Origin of the sequence: Nonomuraea sp. B5E05 (assembly GCF_039880665.1) — a bacterium.
Classification (GTDB): Bacteria; Actinomycetota; Actinomycetes; order Streptosporangiales; family Streptosporangiaceae; genus Nonomuraea.
In genome coordinates this window covers 92,899-109,845 of record NZ_JBDPMJ010000004.1, presented here as the reverse complement: position 1 = coordinate 109,845, position 16,947 = coordinate 92,899, and the positions used below count along the sequence as shown (strand labels likewise).

At 71.9% G+C, this 16,947-nt stretch carries 12 protein-coding genes; 9 read left to right on the top strand and 3 right to left on the bottom strand.

Annotated elements, in window-relative coordinates:
• Positions 1 to 97 precede the first annotated feature (97 nt).
• From ABGB01_RS09245 to ABGB01_RS09235, 3 genes are read left to right on the top strand one after another with little or no spacing between them, the layout of a single operon-like run.
• Positions 98 to 1,249 (top strand): MFS transporter, encoded by a 1,152-nt coding sequence (locus ABGB01_RS09245; RefSeq protein ID WP_347772309.1) that lies wholly within the window; start codon positions 98 to 100, stop codon positions 1,247 to 1,249.
• A gap of 55 nt (positions 1,250 to 1,304) precedes the next feature.
• The gene (locus ABGB01_RS09240; protein WP_347772307.1) at positions 1,305 to 2,033 is read left to right on the top strand and encodes a polysaccharide deacetylase family protein; all 729 of its coding nucleotides are present in this window, start codon (positions 1,305 to 1,307) and stop codon (positions 2,031 to 2,033) included.
• Between the two features lie 43 nt (positions 2,034 to 2,076).
• Complete coding sequence (locus ABGB01_RS09235) at positions 2,077 to 3,354, top strand: D-arabinono-1,4-lactone oxidase (protein ID WP_347772305.1); 1,278 nt, start codon at positions 2,077 to 2,079, stop codon at positions 3,352 to 3,354.
• Here ABGB01_RS09235 and ABGB01_RS09230 read toward each other — a convergent pair.
• A complete protein-coding gene (locus tag ABGB01_RS09230; protein WP_347772303.1) occupies positions 3,330 to 4,172 on the bottom strand; it encodes a hypothetical protein in 843 nt (280 codons plus the stop codon). The two genes, ABGB01_RS09235 and ABGB01_RS09230, sit on opposite strands and share 25 nt — an antisense overlap.
• 90 nt (positions 4,173 to 4,262) lie before the next feature.
• Between ABGB01_RS09230 and ABGB01_RS09225 the strand changes: the two genes are divergently transcribed.
• Together ABGB01_RS09225 and sepH are read left to right on the top strand one after the other, a co-directional pair.
• Positions 4,263 to 5,222: a protease inhibitor I9 family protein gene (locus tag ABGB01_RS09225; RefSeq protein WP_347772301.1), complete on the top strand. Its 960-nt coding sequence runs from the start codon at positions 4,263 to 4,265 to the stop codon at positions 5,220 to 5,222.
• Between the two features lie 160 nt (positions 5,223 to 5,382).
• Positions 5,383 to 8,130: a septation protein SepH gene (sepH, locus tag ABGB01_RS09220; RefSeq protein ID WP_347772299.1), complete on the top strand. Its 2,748-nt coding sequence runs from the start codon at positions 5,383 to 5,385 to the stop codon at positions 8,128 to 8,130.
• A 164-nt stretch (positions 8,131 to 8,294) separates the two neighbouring features.
• On the opposite strand, the gene ABGB01_RS09215 is transcribed toward sepH, so the two are convergent.
• Together ABGB01_RS09215 and ABGB01_RS09210 are read right to left on the bottom strand one after the other, a co-directional pair.
• On the bottom strand, positions 8,295 to 9,980 hold the full coding sequence (locus ABGB01_RS09215; RefSeq protein ID WP_347772297.1) for a PH domain-containing protein: 1,686 nt from the start codon (positions 9,978 to 9,980) through the stop codon (positions 8,295 to 8,297).
• 28 nt (positions 9,981 to 10,008) lie between these two features.
• Positions 10,009 to 10,530 (bottom strand): PH domain-containing protein, encoded by a 522-nt coding sequence (locus ABGB01_RS09210; RefSeq protein WP_347772295.1) that lies wholly within the window; start codon positions 10,528 to 10,530, stop codon positions 10,009 to 10,011.
• A gap of 630 nt (positions 10,531 to 11,160) precedes the next feature.
• On the opposite strand from ABGB01_RS09210, the gene ABGB01_RS09205 reads away from it, so the two are divergent.
• From ABGB01_RS09205 to ABGB01_RS09190, 4 genes are all read left to right on the top strand, one after another.
• A complete protein-coding gene (locus ABGB01_RS09205; RefSeq protein WP_347772293.1) occupies positions 11,161 to 11,679 on the top strand; it encodes a YbhB/YbcL family Raf kinase inhibitor-like protein in 519 nt (172 codons plus the stop codon).
• Positions 11,680 to 11,863: 184 nt separating this feature from the next.
• Positions 11,864 to 13,558: a hypothetical protein gene (locus ABGB01_RS09200; RefSeq protein WP_347772291.1), complete on the top strand. Its 1,695-nt coding sequence runs from the start codon at positions 11,864 to 11,866 to the stop codon at positions 13,556 to 13,558.
• A gap of 77 nt (positions 13,559 to 13,635) precedes the next feature.
• Positions 13,636 to 15,876, top strand: coding sequence for a SulP family inorganic anion transporter (locus ABGB01_RS09195; RefSeq protein WP_347772289.1), 2,241 nt, complete (start codon positions 13,636 to 13,638; stop codon positions 15,874 to 15,876).
• A 3-nt stretch (positions 15,877 to 15,879) separates the two neighbouring features.
• Positions 15,880 to 16,893 (top strand): NAD-dependent epimerase/dehydratase family protein, encoded by a 1,014-nt coding sequence (locus ABGB01_RS09190; RefSeq protein ID WP_347772287.1) that lies wholly within the window; start codon positions 15,880 to 15,882, stop codon positions 16,891 to 16,893.
• The last annotated feature ends 54 nt before the right edge of the window (positions 16,894 to 16,947 follow it).

Sequence of the window (16,947 nt, the reverse complement as noted above, 5' to 3'; positions counted from 1 at the left end):
CACTCGGTGCGCAATGGTTAGATCCTTGAAGTAAGGGGGAAACGGCGTGGTCGGGCCTTACCGGGGATTGTTCGAAAGGCCTGGCACCACAGGGTTCGTGCTGGCGGGGTTCGTCGGGCGGATGCCGATGTCGATGCTCGGCATCGGGGTCGTGCTGCTGGTCCAGACCCTGACGGGCTCGTACGCCGTCGCGGGCGCGGTGGCCGCCACCACCAACGTGTCGTTCGCGATCGCGGCCCCTCTGTCCGGCCGCCTCGTCGACAGGTTCGGCCAGAACCGGGTGATCCCGCCGTTCGCCCTCGTCAACGCCCTCGCGCTGACCGCTCTCATGGTGTGCGCCGGGTACGGACTGCCCCACTGGACCCTCTACGTCACGGGCCTGCTGGTCGGGGCCACCTCGCTGTCCATCGGCTCAATGGTGCGGGCCCGCTGGTCGTTGATCCACGGCGGCTCCGGCAGGCTGCACACCGCGTTCGCGTTCGAGTCCGTCGTCGACGAGGTGACCTTCGTGACGGGTCCGGTGCTCGTCACGATGCTCGCCACGGGCGTCAACCCGTTCGCCGGGCTGACCGTGGCCCTGCTCTGCATGCTCTTCGGCTGCCTGGCGCTGGCGGCGCAGCGGCGCACCCAGCCGCCCGTGCAGCGGCTCGCGTCGTCGTCGGGCACGCCCATCCTCATCCCCGGCATCGCCCTGCTGTCCTGCGTCTACCTGGGACTGGGCGCGGTGTTCGGGTCGGTCGACCTGATCACGGTGGCGTTCGCCGAGGAGTACGGGCTGAAGGCGGCCGCGGGACTGCTGGTCGGGGCGTTCGCGGGTGGGTCGATGGTGTCGGCGCTCTGGTTCGGGTCACGGCACTGGAAACTCTCGCTGCGCGGACGGTTCGTACGCGCGCTCGGGCTGCTGGTGGTGGGCCTGCTGCCGATCATGTTCATCGGCCATGTGGGGATCATGGCGGGCGCACTGTTCCTGGCCGGCTTCGCCATCTCGCCGACGCTCATCACGGGCTTCTCGCTCACCGAACGGCTGGTGCCTCCGTCGCTGCTCACCGAGGGCATGGCGTGGATCTCGACCTCCATCGGGTTCGGCGTGGCGATCGGCGCGTGGGCGGGCGGGCGGCTCACCGAGGCGTACGGCGCGTCCAACGCCTACGGCTTCGCCCTGGGGGCGGCGGCTCTGGCCGCGGTCGTGGGAGTCGCAGGTTCGGGTCTGCTGAGAATTCCCGAGGCTCCTTCACCCGCGAAGAGCTGATCCGCTAACGTCGGGACATCCCTCGCAACACCCATCACACTGGAAGCTACGAGTTATGTCCCGACAAATCAGTTCACTGCTAGCTATCGCGGTTGTCTGCGTCACCCTCGCACCGACGCCCGCACTGGCCCAGGCCCCCAAGAAGGAGGTCGACTGCACGCAGGTCAAGTGCGTCGCCCTGACCTTCGACGACGGACCGAGCAAGTACGCGGGCCAGCTGCTCGACACGCTCAAGAAGTACGACGCGAAGGCGACGTTCTTCCTTGAGGGCCAATACGTGAAGAGCCGCCCGTCCTACGTCAAGCGCATGGTCGCCGAGGGCCACGAGCTCGGCAACCACAGCTACACCCACCCTGACTTCCGCAAGGTCGAGAAATGGGACGTCAGGGCCGAGATCAAGAAGACCCAGGAGGCGGTGAAGAAGGCGGCGGGCGTCGAGCCCAAGCTGCTGCGGCCGCCGTACGGCATGGTCGACCTGACGGTCTCCGACGTCGCCGTCGAGTTCGGCATGCCGATCATCCTGTGGACCGGCGGCAACGAGGACTGGAGCTCCAAGAACGCGACCGCCATCAAGAAGAAGTCGATGGAGGTGGCCAAGCCGGGCAGCATCGTCCTCATGCACGACTGGGTGAAGCAGACCGTCGACTCGATGCCGGCGATCGTCAAGTCGCTGCAGAAGAAGGGCTACCACCTCGTGACGGTGTCCGAGGTGCTCAAGGCCCAGGACGTGAAGCTCGAGCCCGGCGATGTCTTCCCCGTCCCCGCGGGCTGGGAGAACAAGTGAGCCTCGCCCGCGACTGACCGGGCGAGACGGTGAAGGGGTGCTCATGACCTTCGTGAACTGGGCGCGCAACCAGTCGGGCACCCCCGCGGAAGTGCGTACGCCCGCGTCCGTCTCGGACGTCGTACGCGCGGTGCGTGACGCCGCCGCCTCCGGGCGGCGGGTCCGCATGGTCGGCACGGGCCACTCCTTCACCGGGGTGGCCCTCACCGACGGCATCATGCTGCGCCCGGGCGCGCTGTCCGGGATCAGGTCATTCGCGGGCGACCGCGTCACCGTGCTGGCGGGCACGCCGCTGCGGGTGCTGAACGAACTGCTCGACGAACGCGGACTCGCCCTGGCGAACATGGGCGACATCACCGAGCAGACCGTCGCGGGCGCCATCCAGACCGGCACCCACGGCACGGGACGTGACAGCGGCGGGCTCGCCGACCAGGCCGCCGAGCTGGAGCTGGTGCTCGCCGACGGCTCGGTCGCGACCGTCTCGCCCGGCGACGACCTGTTCGACGCCGCCCGGGTGGGGCTGGGCGCCCTCGGGGTGCTGACCGCCGTGACCTTCCGGGTGGAGCCCGCGTTCCTGCTGCGCCACCGGCGGCGCAAGCTGCCGCTCAGCGAGATCCTCGGCTCGCTCGACGCGCTCACCTCGGCGAACGAGCACCTCGACTTCTTCTGGCTGCCGCACACCGACGCCTGCCTGGTCAAGACGGGCAACAGGGACCAGGGCCCGGCCCGGCCGCCCGGCGCCCTCAGGTGGTGGCTGGACAACGTGTTCCTGGAGAACACCGTCTTCGGCGCGGCCTGCGCGCTCGGGGCCCGTGTCCCCCGCCTCATCCCGCGGATCAACGAGGTCAGCGCGGCCGTCCTGGGCGACTCGGAGTCGGTGGACACGTCGTACAAGATCTTCACCGCGCGGCGCGACGTGCGCTTCCTCGAGATGGAGTACGCGGTGCCCCGCGAGCGCCTGGCCCAGGCCCTGCGCGAGACGCGGGACCTCGTCGAGCGCATGGACTGGAAGATCACCTTCCCGGTGGAGGTGCGGGTCACGCCGCCCAGCGACGCCTGGCTGTCCACCGCGTACGGCCGCCCGTCGGCGTACGTCGCCTGCCACGTCTACCGGCCGACGCCCAACCCGGCGTACTTCGCGGGGGTCGAGGAGATCATGACCCGGCTGGACGGGCGGCCGCACTGGGGCAAGCTGCACACCAGGGACGCCGCCTCCCTGGCCGGGGCCTACCCCCGCTTCGCGGACTTCCAGGCGCTGCGCGACCGGCTCGACCCGCGGCGCCTGTTCGGCAACGCCTACTTGGACGTCGTGCTCGGATAGCCGGAGGGCGTGTCCACCTGGTCGCCGGGAGCGGGCCGCTCGGGCTGGTCCTCGAGTGCCGGCGGGCCGGTGAGCTGCGGCTCCTCCGCCGGCATCTCCTCGCCCGGCTGGTCGTCCACCGCCGGCGGCGTGGTGGCGGAAGGAGCGGACGACGTGTGGGACGGCGTCACCGTGACCGTCTTCGTGGGCTTGGACCGCCGAACCGGAGTCTTCGTGGGCGTCGGCGTGGGCTCCGGCGTGGCGGGATCGCGGGTCACCATGCCGCGGACGTATTCGGGCTTCCGGGTGGGCCGATCCTCCTCCTCTTTCTTGCCGACCGGCGCGTGACGTTCGTCGGCGCCCTTCGGGTGCTTGCCGGTGACCTGCTCGTGGACGGTCTGCTGGGTCACCGCCTGATAGACCAGGATGCCGCCCATGCTCAGCGCGAACACCACGGTCGCCGCCGCCCCTGACCGCGTCCACGACGGCAGACGCCACTCCGGCCCGGCGGCCGGCATGACGAGTGCCGGCCCCTCATCTCCGGCCTTGCCGGCCGGCTCCTCCCCGGCGGGCCCGCCACCTGCGGGCTCGGCTTTGCGCACGACCAGTGCGCGCTGCTTGACCCGGTCCGACGTACGCGCGAGATAGTGCGTGTAGACGGCGCCCGCGATCGTGCTGGCCACGCTCATGACCGCGGCGCCGATCACTGTCCCTGCGACGCCGAGATAGGAAGCGGCCACGGCCGCGGTCACCGCGGCCAGGGCGCTCCCCATGATCTGTGGGACGGTCAGCTCAAAAGTCCGCTGCTCGCCGCTCATCCCCCGGATCAGTCCCCTCATGTTGTTGTTCGGTAAAAACTTTCCCGGGAATAGACGCGACGGCGTGTCCTGATGTTCTTGTGACGTGCGCGACAGGCAACCTCGTAGCTCGTGCCCCGACGACTCGGCCTGCCCTCCGTTTACCTCGCCGCGGCTGTGGCCACGGCCGCCGCGACCGCCATCCCGCTGGCCATGACGCCCGCCTCAGGAACCGCCCTGCGCCCCGCCGTGACCGAACCCGTCCGCCCCTACATCGTCACCGCCCGCGGCCGAGGCGCCGCCCGCGACCTCGTCGGCGAGGCGCGATGGCGGGTACGCCGCTACTACACCGCGGCGCTGCCGGGCTTCGCCACCTTCCTCACCGCCGCCGAACTGGCCGAGCTCCGGGCCGACCCGCGGGTGCGCGCGATCGAGGCCGACCGGCAGATCCATCCCATGACGAGCAGGAGAGCCGAGCCCCCGCCGGCCGGCCCGGCAATCGGAGCGGCCACCGGCGCCGGCACCACCGTGTACGTCGTGGACAGCGGCCTCGACCCCGGACGGCCCGAGTTCGGCGACCGGACCTGGCGGGCCTTCGACGCCACCGGCGGCACCGGGCACGACTGCGCCGGCAACGGCACGCGCACCACGGGCCGCGTCCACGCCGTCGCCCCCAGGGCCCGTATCGCCTCCGTACGCGTGCTCGGCTGCGGCGGCTCGGGCACGCTGGCCGACGCGCTGGCGGGGCTCGACTGGATCCGCAGGCACGCGCGCGGCCCCTCCGTCGCGAACCTGTCCATCGACGGCGCCGACTCCCCCGCCCTCCGCGCCGCCGTACGCGCTCTGGTGCGATCGGGTGTGTTCGTCGTCGGAACAGGGCATTCCCGGACCTGTCAGGTCACCAAGGGCGGAGTCACGTACTCTGCCTACGCTCCGTACATCGCCGGCGCCGCCGCCCGGCACCTGCACGTCCATCCGGCCGCCCACCCATCCGTTGTGGCCTCTTGGCTCAAGTGCGCTCCGGCGCGCGGCGAGATTCGCCAGAATCCCTCAAGGGCCTCTAACCTCCTCATGCGCGACGGCGGGTTCTAGAGGGATGGATTCCACGAATGTGACCGGCGTCACATCGCCTCGGGACTATCCCAGGAAGGCGATGTTCGGACATGCCGGGTACGGTGCTGGCAGGCAACCGGCACACGCGAGAGACTCAAGGGTCCGGGGGAAGAATGGCGACGCTGACGAAAGGACTCGCATGCAGGAGCTCCGACTCGTCGCGGTGAGTGAGGACGGCACCTATCTCGTGCTGGCGACTGCCGGGCGGGGTACGCGCTTCACGCTTCCCGTGGACGACCGGCTCCGTGCTGCCGTCCGCGGCAACTTCTCCCGTCTCGGCCAGTACGAGATCGAAGTGGAGAGTCCGTTGCGCCCCAAGGAGATCCAGGCCCGCATCCGCGCCGGAGAGACGGCGGAGGAGATAGCCGCGACCGCCGGGATCCCGGTGGAGCGAGTCCGCTGGTTCGAGGGGCCGGTGCTGCAGGAGCGCGAATACGTCGCCCAGCAGGCGCAGCGGGTGTCCGTACGCATGCCCGGCGAGTCCTCGCCGGGCCCGACCCTCGGCGACCTCGTCGCCGAGCGCCTGACCAGGCGCGGCGTGCCCACCGACGAGATCGACTGGGATTCCGCCAAACGCGACGACGGCCTGTGGCGGGTGAAGCTCGGCTACGTCTGGAACGGTCACACCCGTCACGCCGAATGGCTCTTCGACCCGCGCAAGCGCCACGTGACCCCCCACGACGACGAGGCCCTGCGCCTGTCGTCCGCCGACTTCGACCCCGAGCCTCCCGTGGTGGAGGACACCACGGTGACGCCGTTCGCGCCACGGGTGGCCAAGCTGCAGCCGGTGCCGCCACTGTCCTCCGACGCGCTGCCGTTCCCCCCGGTGTCGCGGCGCGAGCCGGAGGAGCCCGCGGTCGGTTACAACCCGCCGCCGAGGTCGTCCGAGACGGCGTACGCGCGGCCTTCGGAGCCGCCGTCCCGCGACACGCCGTCGCGCGATGCCGCGTCCCGTGAGATGACCTCGCGCGACGCCACGTCCCGCGAGGCGCCCTCGCGCGGGATGCCCTTCGACCGGGCCGCTCCTCCGCACGAGCCTGCCCCGGCGTGGCAGCCGTCCTTCGACACCCCCGACTCCACCTCCCGCCACGATCCGCCGGGCGGGACGACCCATCGCCACGATCCGTCCCACGACCCCGGCCACCGCCAGGCCCCGCCTTCTCGCGAGTCCGCCTTCGACCACGACCCGGCCGGGCAGGCGGGCCCTCGGCAGGAGCCGTCGCGTGAGCCCGGCCACCCTCCGTTGCGGGACCCCGGCCACCGCCAGGAGCCTCCGTCTCGGGAGTCCTTCCGTCCCGAGCCTCCCGCTCGCGAGACCGACCACACCCGCCCCGGCGACACCTCGTCCCGCCGCGGCGGGTCTTCGACGTGGCTGCCCGACTTCGGTCCCGGGCGCGCGGGCGAGCGTGACACCGACGCCATCTACGCACCCGCCGCGCCCACCTCTGCCACGCCACCACCGGCGCCCCCGCACCCGGAGGTCACCGAAGAGGCGACGGCCCAGGCGGTCTCCCAGGACGAGCCCGCCGCCCAGCCGACCCGGGAAACACAGCCGTCCGCACAGCCCGTTACGGAGGCCCGGCCCTCCGCGGAGACGGTCGCCTCCGTCGAGACCGAGGCCTCCCCGGAGCGGGGTGCCCGGCCAGAAGCGGCCCCGCGGCCCACCCAGGAAGCGGCGGTTCAGCCGGCGGAGACGGCGACGCCGGTTCAGGAGACGGAGACGGCCTCTCCTGCCCAGCCCAGCGAGACGACGGTTGCCGACCAGCCCGCGGAGGCCCAGGACGGGGCCGTCACGCCCGCCCCTGCGCCAGAGCAGGTCGCCGAACCGGCATCCCCGCCGACCACCCCGCCGACCATCACGCCTGCCGCCGCACCGGGTCCGGCCACCGCGCCGGAGCCGAGCACCGTGGCGGCAACGGCCACAGCACCGTCCGTCGCCGCAGAGGCGGCTCCTTCACCTGCCGGAACGACACCATCCGGGGCGGACACGACGTCCCGGACCACCACGGACACGACCAACCCGACGGCCGCCACGGACACGACGATCCCGGCGGACATGGCCAAGGCGACTGCCGCCGCGGACGCTGCGGAGCCTGCCGAAACTCCGGCCGGAGCACCCGGCGGCTCGGACGCGAAACCCTCCGACGCCGCGAAGGCCGTGACGGAGACCGAGACACCCGGCGCCACGGAAGCCGAGACACCCGGCACCACACAGGCTGAGACGCCCCGCACCACAGAAGCAGAGACGCCCGGCACGACCGAGGCCACGACCTCGGATGCCCAGGGGCCGGCGGTCGCCGAGACCGAGACGCCGGGCAACGGAGACGCCGAGCCCACCACCACCGAGCCCACCGCCGCTGAAGCCACCGGTGCCAGGGCCGCCGCCCCCCAGAGCGACACCCAGCCGGAGACCCAGCCGGAGACCCAGGCCGACACCCAGGCCGACACCCAGGCAAAGGCTCAGGCCGACGCCCAGGCGGAGGGTGAGGAATCGGGGTCGGCTGATGCTCGTTCGTCGAGCGCTCAGCCCGCCGCCCCGGAGACCGGGACCACGGCCGAGGCCCGGACCGAGGAGGCCGCGGGGAGGATGGCCGAAACCGAGGATGCCGCCGAGGATGCCGCCGGGGAGGCCGCCGAGGAGGCGAAGCCGCCGGCGCCCAAGCCGAAGCCCGCTCCGAGCCCCAAGCCGAAGCCGTCGGTGCCGGCGGCCCGCGCGGGCAAGGACACCGACAAGGGCAAGGGCAAGGGCAAGGACGAGCCGGCCGTGCCGGTGCCGTCCCCGCCCCCGACCCCGGCCGCCCGCCCTGCGCGTAAGGGCTCCAGGGGCCGCAGGGCTTCGGTCCCGAGCTGGGACGAGATCATGTTCGGCGCCCGCCGCCAGGACTGATCAGGCCACGCACGGCTGGGCACGCCCGTCGCCCGCGTAGAGCGCCCGCAAGCCCGGCGCGGGCCGGCGACGTTCAGCAGGCGACGTTCAGCAGGCGACGGCCGGCGCCCAGGGGACGCGCGGCGCTCAGCAGGCGCGCGCCGCACTCAACGGACGGGTGGTGCTCAGCGGGTGGGTGGGGCCGGTGGTTCGAGGAAGGGCACGAGCCATTCCGGCGTCACTTCGGCGGGGAATCCGGCCCCTTGCGCCTCCGACACGTCGAGCGCCGAGTAGCCGCCCTTGCCCGCCCCGACCCCGGCGATCAGCGTGAGGACGCCGGCACGCCGCTGGAACCACGTCTGGCGCAGCCGCCAGCCCACCACCGCACGGCGTTCGACCACGGCCTGGGAGCGCCGCAGCGATCCTGAACGCACCGACAGGCGCGCCCCGTCGTAGCCGTGCCCGAGCGACGCGTACCGGTCGAGCCCCAGCGGAACTCCTGCGGCGGCCAGCAGCAACGCCAGCACCAGGAGGATCTGCCACACCATCGAGCCGGTCGCCCAGATGCCTGCGAGACTCACCGCCACCACCACGAGCCAGGGGGCGACGGCGCGGAAGAGGCGCCGACGGCGGGCCACGGGCGGGTGGGGGCGCAGCCGGGCGCGGAAGGGGCCGATCGCGTCGCCGGCCACCTGGAAGGCCACGGCGCGGGGAACGTCGGGCAGGAGTTGCCCGCGGGTCTCCGAGTCGCCGAGCCCGGTCACGATGGCCCAGGCGCGTACGACGCGGGCCCACCGCTCGGCGAGGCCGTCGACGATCTCGTAGCCGCGTACGCGCGCCGACTCCAGCGACACGCTCCGCCGGTTGATCAGCCCTCGCTCGGCCACGAGGTGGCGACCGCGCCGTTTGAGGGAGAAGTCCCAGTTGAAGACCGCGTACATCAGCCCGCCCACGAACGGCATCGCCAGCACCAGCAGCAGGGCCACGGCCAGCAGCAGGTAGGGGCGTTGCCAGAACCACTCCCCGACGGTCAGGGCGGCGTCCCGGCCGAACCCCAGGTCGTCCCCCCACTGGAACGCCAGCCCCACCGCACCGCCGAGGAGCGCGAAGGGCGTGAGCAGGTACGCGCCGGACAGCGGCCCGTACAGCAACCACCTGCGCGGGACGCGGATGATCTCCTGTTCGGCCTGCTCCGCCTCCTGGACGCCGGGCTCGTGGCTGACGGGACGGGCTGCGCGGCGCAGGAGAACCGCTTTGAGCCGTTCTGCCTCCGCCAGGGAGACCCCGTTGAGCTCGGCCTCCTCGTCGCCGCCGCTCGCCCCCGTGTCGATCTTCAGTACGGACAGGCCGAGCAGCCGGTGCATGGGCGGAGTGGACACGTCGACGCCGCGGATCCGCTCCAGCGGGATGGTACGGACGGACCGGCTGATCAAAGCACGTTTCGTCTCCAGGCGGTCACCGACGATCTCGTACGTGAAGGTGGCCCACCTGATGATCGCGAACACCACGGTGCCGACCACGCCCATGGCCGCCCATCCGTACGAGCGGGCCGAGAAACCGCCCACGAACAGGACGCCGACCAGGGGGATCAGGAGGGAGGGCAGCATCCGCACCGGATCGAGGAGCAGCACCTTGGGGCTCAGCCGCAGCGGCGCGCGGGCCGGGGGCGGAGGAGCGCCGCCGAAGGCTCTTGACGGATCGTCACCTGGGTGCGAGCCCTCGGCCCAGGTCCGGGAGGACGCCGGTTGGGGGTGGACGCCTCCTTCGGGCGCGGGCCGGCCCTCCGCGTCCGGCGCGGTGGCCTGGTCCGGCGGAGGCGGGCCGCCGGGAGGGGGTTCGGGGCCGTCGTGAGGTGCGCCGTGGCCGGTCATCGCGTCTCCTCAGGGCGTCCGGACACGGTCATGTGGCATCGTCCCTGAGCTGCTCCGCCCGGTGCGCGAGTTGCTCCGCGAGCCCGGCCGCCACGCCGTAGTCGAGCCCCTTGATCGTCGAGGAGCCGGCATGGGACGCGGTGCGGATCTCCAGCGTGGCCAGACCGAGCATCCGCTCCAGCCACCCTTGCCCCTTGTCGACCGTCTGGATGCGGCTCACGGGCACGAACACCCACTCCCTGGTCAGGAACCCCGACCTGGCGTAGACGACGTCGCCTGAGAGCTCCCAGCGGTGCACGGCGTACCGTACGAACGGCTCGGCCACCAAGAACGGCAGGAGCAGCACCACCACGGCGGCGGGCAGCAGCCAGGAGTTGTCGGCGTACCAGCCGGGGACCCACCACCACTGGCTGCCGTCGAGCCACCCGGACACCAGGAGCGAGCCGCCCAGGAAGAACACGAACGCGATCAACGACTCGAACAGCCACAGGCGGATGGCCTTGGGCGAAACGCGATTCGCCGGATCGCGGATCGGGCCTGATGAGGTCACAAGACCAGCTTAGGGTGCGAATCAGGCATGGAGATCGGCTCGCGGGCGGTAAAGGTCGACCGGCCGTCCCGGCGTGTCTGCCGACGGCCTTGTTGGGCAGGTGCCATGCTCGATGGCGGCCGGCCGCAGGCTGTCGAGCCTGGCCACGTCGGCGGCGCCACGTACGTGCCAGCCAGGTCCGGCGAGCGCAGGACCGCACCACAGCGCGAGCGCCCTCACGCACGTGGCGGCCGCCGTTCGCGCCCGCGCCCCCGTCGCCTGATCGCCGCTCTCTTTACCGTTCGCAACGATCTGGCGCACCTGATTTTTCCGCGTGGGCGGCAACCGGCATGATGTCCGTCTTGTCGGATCACCGTACGAGATCGCACCCGAAGTCCCGCCACAGTGAACCAGCAGGCCAGCAAGGGTCCCGCAGGGTAGCCCGATTCGGGTCCCTCCACGAGCGGAGGGGCGTCCTTGTGCCCAACCTCACGGCCGGGATGCCGTGATCTGACCGGTTTCGGATCCTTTACCGGCCACCGACCCTCGGGAAACGGTCTGCACACCGCCGAGACCCGCGTAGCATCGTCCGTCATGGGGCTGTGTAACACGGCGACACGCGTGCGCCGCATCGCTGTCAGTGTGACAGCGGTGACCGTCGCGTTCGCGCTGTCGGGCTGCAGCAGCCTCATCGGCAGATCACAGGCCGAGGACATCGCGGAGGTCAATGTCTCGAGCCCGGAGTTGCGCGAAGGCGAGCCGCTGCCGCGCGATTACTCCTGCAAGGGCACCCAGGGCAGCCCGCCGCTGCGCTGGTCGAGCCAGCCGCTGTCCAAGGCGAAGTCGATCGCGATCGTGGTCGACAGCCATACATCATCGACGTCCACCGTGCACTGGGTGCTCTACAACATCCCGGCGACCACGACGGAGCTGGGTCCCGATGCCGCCGAAGAGCCCCCGGAAGGGGCCGGGCAGGCGCCCTTGCCGAGTGGGAAGGCGGGCTACGATCCCCCCTGCGATGCGGGCAGCTACCGCTTCACCGTCTACACGCTGAACGGCAAGGTCAAAAGGCAGGAGGGAGCCCCTCCCCTCGACCTTCCCGAGATCTTGAAGCAGATCGCGGACCAGACCATAGCCCGGGGGCGGCTCACCGCGGTCGACCTTCAGTGAGGGGTCGAACACGGCGTGTAGTACTGATGTACCAATTCTTCACGTAGGGTGTGACAACGCTCATAGTGGTCCGACAGAATCAGATCCAATCGTTAGGCACTGGTGATCAAAGGGGGCAGATCGCGTCGATGGCCGCGCGATCTCATCGGTGCCAAAGGGAGGCCATGGCTTTGAGGGTGGTGCAATGATCGCGGTCGTAGTGAGCTTGGTCGCTGTCGTGCTCCTCGTGCTCGTCGTCGTGGCACTGGGCATGCGTTCGATGAACCGCAGGGAGAGCTCGCTTCCTCCGGAACGGCTGAAGGAGATGGCCGAGAAGGAGGAGTCGACCCACGCTCGATCCACGGACGAGTTCGCCGCGCACGAACCGCGGATGAACAACTTCAGCCCCGACTTCAGCCCGATCGACCAGCCGAAGGCGCCGAAACCGGTGCGCACCGGTCAGCGTGGCCGGCGTGGCGTCGACGAATGGGGCAACCCGACCTCCGACGACGAGGACGAGGAGTTCTGGGCCAACATCCGCAGCGACGCGGAGGAGGGCGGCTTCGGCGCGGGTGGCACCGTGGCGGCCAGGAAGGGCGCCTCCCGCCCCGTCGAACGCGAGCGTCCCGCGGAGCGTCCCACCGAGCGCAGGGCAGAGCGTCCCACCGAGCGTCCCACCGAGCGCCGGGCAGAGCGCCGCGCCGAGTCCGGAGGCGAGCGTCCCGCGGAGCGGCAGACGAGCCGGCCCGCCGAGCGCCGCTCGGAGCGTCCAGGCAAGCGCGCCGCCAAGCCGCGGCCCGTGGCGGCCTCCGTCGACCCTGAGGCGACCACCGTCCAGGGCCCGCTGCCGCAGCGCCAGCCGGCCGCCTCCAACCACTCCGCCCCTCACTCCTCCGGCCTCGCCGACCTGGTCGAGCCGGCCAAGCCGGCCGTCCCCGCGCAGTCCGAGCTGGCCGACCAGCGCACCGTGACCTTCTCGGCGCCTCCGGGCGACGTGATGAGCATCCTCGCCCCGGGCGCCCAGCCGGTGCCCCCTCCCGCCCGGCCCGCCGACCCCGCTCCCTCCGCGCCCCCGGTCCCGGTGTCGTCCAACACCACCTATCCGGCGCCCACCACCAGCGGCTCGTTCCCCGCGGCGGGCGGCAACGGCTCGCTCTCCACCAACAGCGGCGGCTCCCTGGGCAGCGGCTCGTTCCCCGCGACCCCGGCCGGTGGCAGCGGCTCGTTCCCCGCCGTCAGCCCCACCTCGAGCGGCAACTTCCCGGCCGCGCAGCCCACCCCCATCCACGGCGCGCCGACGAGCGACCCGTTCCCCGCCTACAGCGGCGTGGCCGACCCGCTCGACACCACCTGGACCAACCCGCCCGCGACCGGCCCGTCATCCGGCCCGTCGTCGGGCTCGTCGTCGGGCTCGTGGCCGGCCTCCACGCCCGACGTCCTCGACGGCCCCTCCCCGGCGACCTCGTTCGGCGCTGTGGGCTCGTGGCCGGCGTTCGACCAGCCCGCCGAGCGCGCCGCCTACCCCGCCTCCTACGAGGTGAGCGCGGGCTGGGCCGTGGCCGACGACTCCGACCCCCTCACCGGCCCCTCCCCCGCCACCGGCACCCCGACGGCGCCCGGCAGGACGGTCTCGGCCTACGACGACGTGCTCGCCGCTCCGACGCCGACACCCGTCCCTGCTCCGCAGCCGTCCTCGTTCGCGTACGAGACGGGCGACATCACCACGAGCCCAGGCGCGTGGCCGGAGCCGTCGGCGGGCGGCGCCGGCGCCTCCGACACGACGTGGCAGGCGTTCGGCGGCGACGCGCAGGCGCGGCCCCAGGCCACCTCGGGCAACGGCCGAGGCAGCCACCGCAGGAAGAGCCCGGAGCAGGACTACCCGCACGACTATTACCGGTGATGGCAGCCCTCATTAATGGGTAAAACCCACGTGAGACACGCCTAAAGCGCGGTCGACGGAGCAATAGGGTTTGCTCCATGATCCGCGACACGCACCGTATCCGGCTGAGCACGCTCCGGCATGACGTGCCGGCGTCGCTCGTGGTCTTCCTCGTCGCGGTGCCCCTCTCGCTGGGCATCGCGATGGCCTCCGGAGCCCCCCTGGTCTCCGGGCTGATCGCCGCCGTCGTGGGCGGGATCGTGGGAGGCACACTGGGCGGCTCCTCCGTGCAGGTGAGCGGGCCCGCCGCCGGCCTGTCCCTGGTGGTCCTCGATCTCGTGCACACGTACGGATGGCGGGCCACCTGCATGATCACCCTGCTGGCGGGCGCCGTCCAGCTCGTGCTCGGCATCTTCAAGGCGGCCAGGGCCGCGCTGGCGGTGTCGCCGGCCGTCATCCACGGGATGCTGGCGGCGGTCGGCGTGATCATCGCCCTCGCCCAGCTCCACGTGGTGCTGGGCGGCACGTCACAGAGCTCGGCCGTGGCCAACATCATCGAACTGCCCGGCCAGATCGCCGACCTGCACGGGCACAAGGTGGCGGTCGGCCTGCTCACCATCACGGTGCTGGCGTTGTGGACCCGCCTGCCGGGGCCGGTCAAGGCGGTCCCCGCGCCGCTGGCCGCGCTGCTCGCGGCGGCGGGCACCGCCTGGGCCTTCGGCTGGGACGTCACCCGCGTCGACCTGTCCGAGAGCGTCGGCGAGTGGGCCTTCCCCGTGCTGCCGCAGGGCGACTGGCACCTGGTCGTGGCGGCGGTCCTGCTGGTGGCGCTGCTGGCCGGCTGCGAGTCGCTGCTGTGCTCCGTCGCGGCCGACAAGATGCACGGAGGCAAGCGCGCCGACCTCGACCAGGAGCTGACCGGCCAGGGCGTGGCCAACATGGTCACGGGCGCGCTCGGTGGCCTGCCCGTCGCCGGGGTGATCGTGCGCAGCACCACCAACGTGCGGGCGGGCGCGCGTACGCGCTGCTCGACGATCCTGCACGGGGTGTGGGTGCTCATCTTCGCGCTCGGGTTCGGCTGGTCGATCCGGCTGATCCCGCTGGAGGCGCTGGCGGCGCTGCTGGTGTTCATCGGCGTGCAGATGGTGAACCTCGGTCACATCAAGAAGGTGCACGGCCACGGCGAGGTGCCGGTCTACCTCGTGACCATGGTCGCGGTGATCCTGCTCGGCCTGGCCGAGGGCGTGCTGGCAGGGCTCGCGCTGGCCGCGCTGCTCGCGCTGCGCCGGCTGACGCGGGTCACCGTGCTCAAGCGCGAGGACCGCGCGGGGCGGCTGCTCGTGACGATCTCGGGCTCGCTCACGTTCCTCGGCGTCCCCAGGCTGACGCACGAGCTGCGGACGATCCCCGCGGGCACGGATGTCGGCCTCGACCTGAACATCGACTTCATGGACAACGCAGCCTTCGAGGCCCTCCACTCCTGGCGGCTCGACCACGAGCGCATGGGCGGCACGGTCCACATCGACGAGCTGCACGACGAGTGGTACGCGCTGGCGGCCAGCGGCGTGCGGATGTTCCCCGTCAAGTCGCCGCCCAAGGCGCCTGACCGGTGGTGGCTGCCGTGGGCGCACCGGAGCCGTCCCAGCCTGCCCTCCGTTTCGCCGGCCGACGCGTCCGAGCCGTCGGAGTGCCGGCTCACGGAGGGTGCGCGCGAGTACCACCGGCGTACGGCGCCGCTGGTGCGGCCCATCTTCACCGAGCTGGCCCGCAAGCAGCAGCCGTCGCACCTGTTCATCACGTGCGCCGACTCGAGGATCGTGCCCTCGCTGATCACGGCGAGCGGCCCCGGAGACCTGTTCACGGTGCGCAACATCGGCAACCTGGTGCCGCGCAGGGGCACGGAGCCACACGACGACTCGGTGGTGGCCGCGATCGAGTACGCCACGCAGGTGCTGGGTGTGCGCACGATCACGGTGTGCGGCCATTCGGGCTGCGGAGCGATGGCGGGCCTGCTGAGCGGCGGCGTACAGGCGGGCAGCCTGCCCGGGCTGCGCCGGTGGCTGCGGCACGGCAACCACAGCCTGGCCGCGTTCATCGAACGGGAGGGAGACCGGCTGCACAGCGGGGCGCTGGACGTGTTGTGCCGGGTCAACGTGCAGCAGCAGCTGGAGAACCTGCGCACGTACCGGAAGGTCGACGAGCAGGTGCGGGCCGGGAAGCTGGAGCTGGTGGGGCTCTTCTTCGACATCGGCTCCGCCAGGGTGCACATGGTGCCGCCGCTGCGTCCTGCGCTCTCCGCGAAGATGTCCGGCGGGGTGGTGATGGCGGGCGAAGATTGACCCATGAAACTTCTTGTCTTGGGTGGTTCGAAGTTCCTGGGGCGCGCCGTCGTGGAGGCGGCGCTGGCCCGTGGGCATCAGGTCACGACGTTCAACAGAGGGCGCAGCGGGGCCGACGTGCCCGGCGTCGAGGCCGTGCACGGTGACAGGGGGTCGGGCGCCGACCTCGAACGGCTGACGAGCGGACGGTCGTGGGACGTCGTCATCGACACGTCCGGCTACGTGCCACGGGTCGTGGGCGAGTCGGTCCGGGCGCTGTCGGGACGGGCGGGGACCTATGTGTTCGTGTCCACCATCTCGGCCGCCGAGGGCTTTCCCGCGGGGCCGGCCGAAGACTCGGCGAGGTGGCCGTGCGAACCCGGCGCCGGGCCAGACGACGGCGAGTACGGCGAGCTGAAGGCGGGCTGCGAGCGGGCGGTCGAGCAGGGCTTCGACGGCGCCGTGCTGATCATCAGGCCGGGTCTGATCCTGGGGCCGCACGAGGACGTGGCCAGGCTCCCGTGGTGGCTGACCCGGATCTCGCACGGCGGGCGGGTCCTCGCCCCCGGCGACCCCGGCTCGCCGATGCAGCTGGTCGACGCTCGCGACGTGGCGGCGTTCACCCTCGACCGGGCCGAGGTCGGCGCGTCCGATCTGTTCACGGTGACGGGGCCGGCGGGCAACACCACCTTCGGCGAATGGCTGGGGTTGTGCAAGGAGGTGACGGGGTCCGACGCGGAGTTCGTCTGGGTGGACAGCGAATTCCTGGTGGAGCAGGGGGCGGGGGTGTTCGTGGAGCTGCCGCTGTGGGTCGGGCCGCCGTCGCCGGAGATGAGCCACTTCTGGACCGTGCCGACGGCCAAGGCGGAGGCGGCCGGGCTGCGTACGCGTCCCGTGGCCGAGACCGTGCGGGACACGTGGGCGTGGCTGCGCGAGATCCCCGAGGAGCAGCGCACCTACGGAAAGATGACCCCGCACGGGATGGCGCCGGAGAAGGAGGCCGCCATCCTCGCCGCGTGGGCGGCCCGTTCCGCGTAATCCTGCGCAGACGGGCGCCCGGCGGTGATCGCGGTCATGGTGAAGAGCGCCGGC

Excerpts from the sequence above, each read along its gene's own strand:
- ABGB01_RS09240 (WP_347772307.1), top strand. The coding sequence starts at position 1,305 with ATGTCCCGACAAATCAGTTCACTGCTAGCTATCGCGGTTGTCTGCGTC.
- ABGB01_RS09235 (WP_347772305.1), top strand. The coding sequence starts at position 2,077 with ATGACCTTCGTGAACTGGGCGCGCAACCAGTCGGGCACCCCCGCGGAA.
- ABGB01_RS09230 (WP_347772303.1), bottom strand. The coding sequence starts at position 4,172 with ATGAGGGGACTGATCCGGGGGATGAGCGGCGAGCAGCGGACTTTTGAG.
- sepH (WP_347772299.1), top strand. The coding sequence starts at position 5,383 with ATGCAGGAGCTCCGACTCGTCGCGGTGAGTGAGGACGGCACCTATCTC.
- ABGB01_RS09215 (WP_347772297.1), bottom strand. The coding sequence starts at position 9,980 with ATGACCGGCCACGGCGCACCTCACGACGGCCCCGAACCCCCTCCCGGC.
- ABGB01_RS09200 (WP_347772291.1), top strand. The coding sequence starts at position 11,864 with ATGATCGCGGTCGTAGTGAGCTTGGTCGCTGTCGTGCTCCTCGTGCTC.
- ABGB01_RS09195 (WP_347772289.1), top strand. The coding sequence starts at position 13,636 with ATGATCCGCGACACGCACCGTATCCGGCTGAGCACGCTCCGGCATGAC.
- ABGB01_RS09190 (WP_347772287.1), top strand. The coding sequence starts at position 15,880 with ATGAAACTTCTTGTCTTGGGTGGTTCGAAGTTCCTGGGGCGCGCCGTC.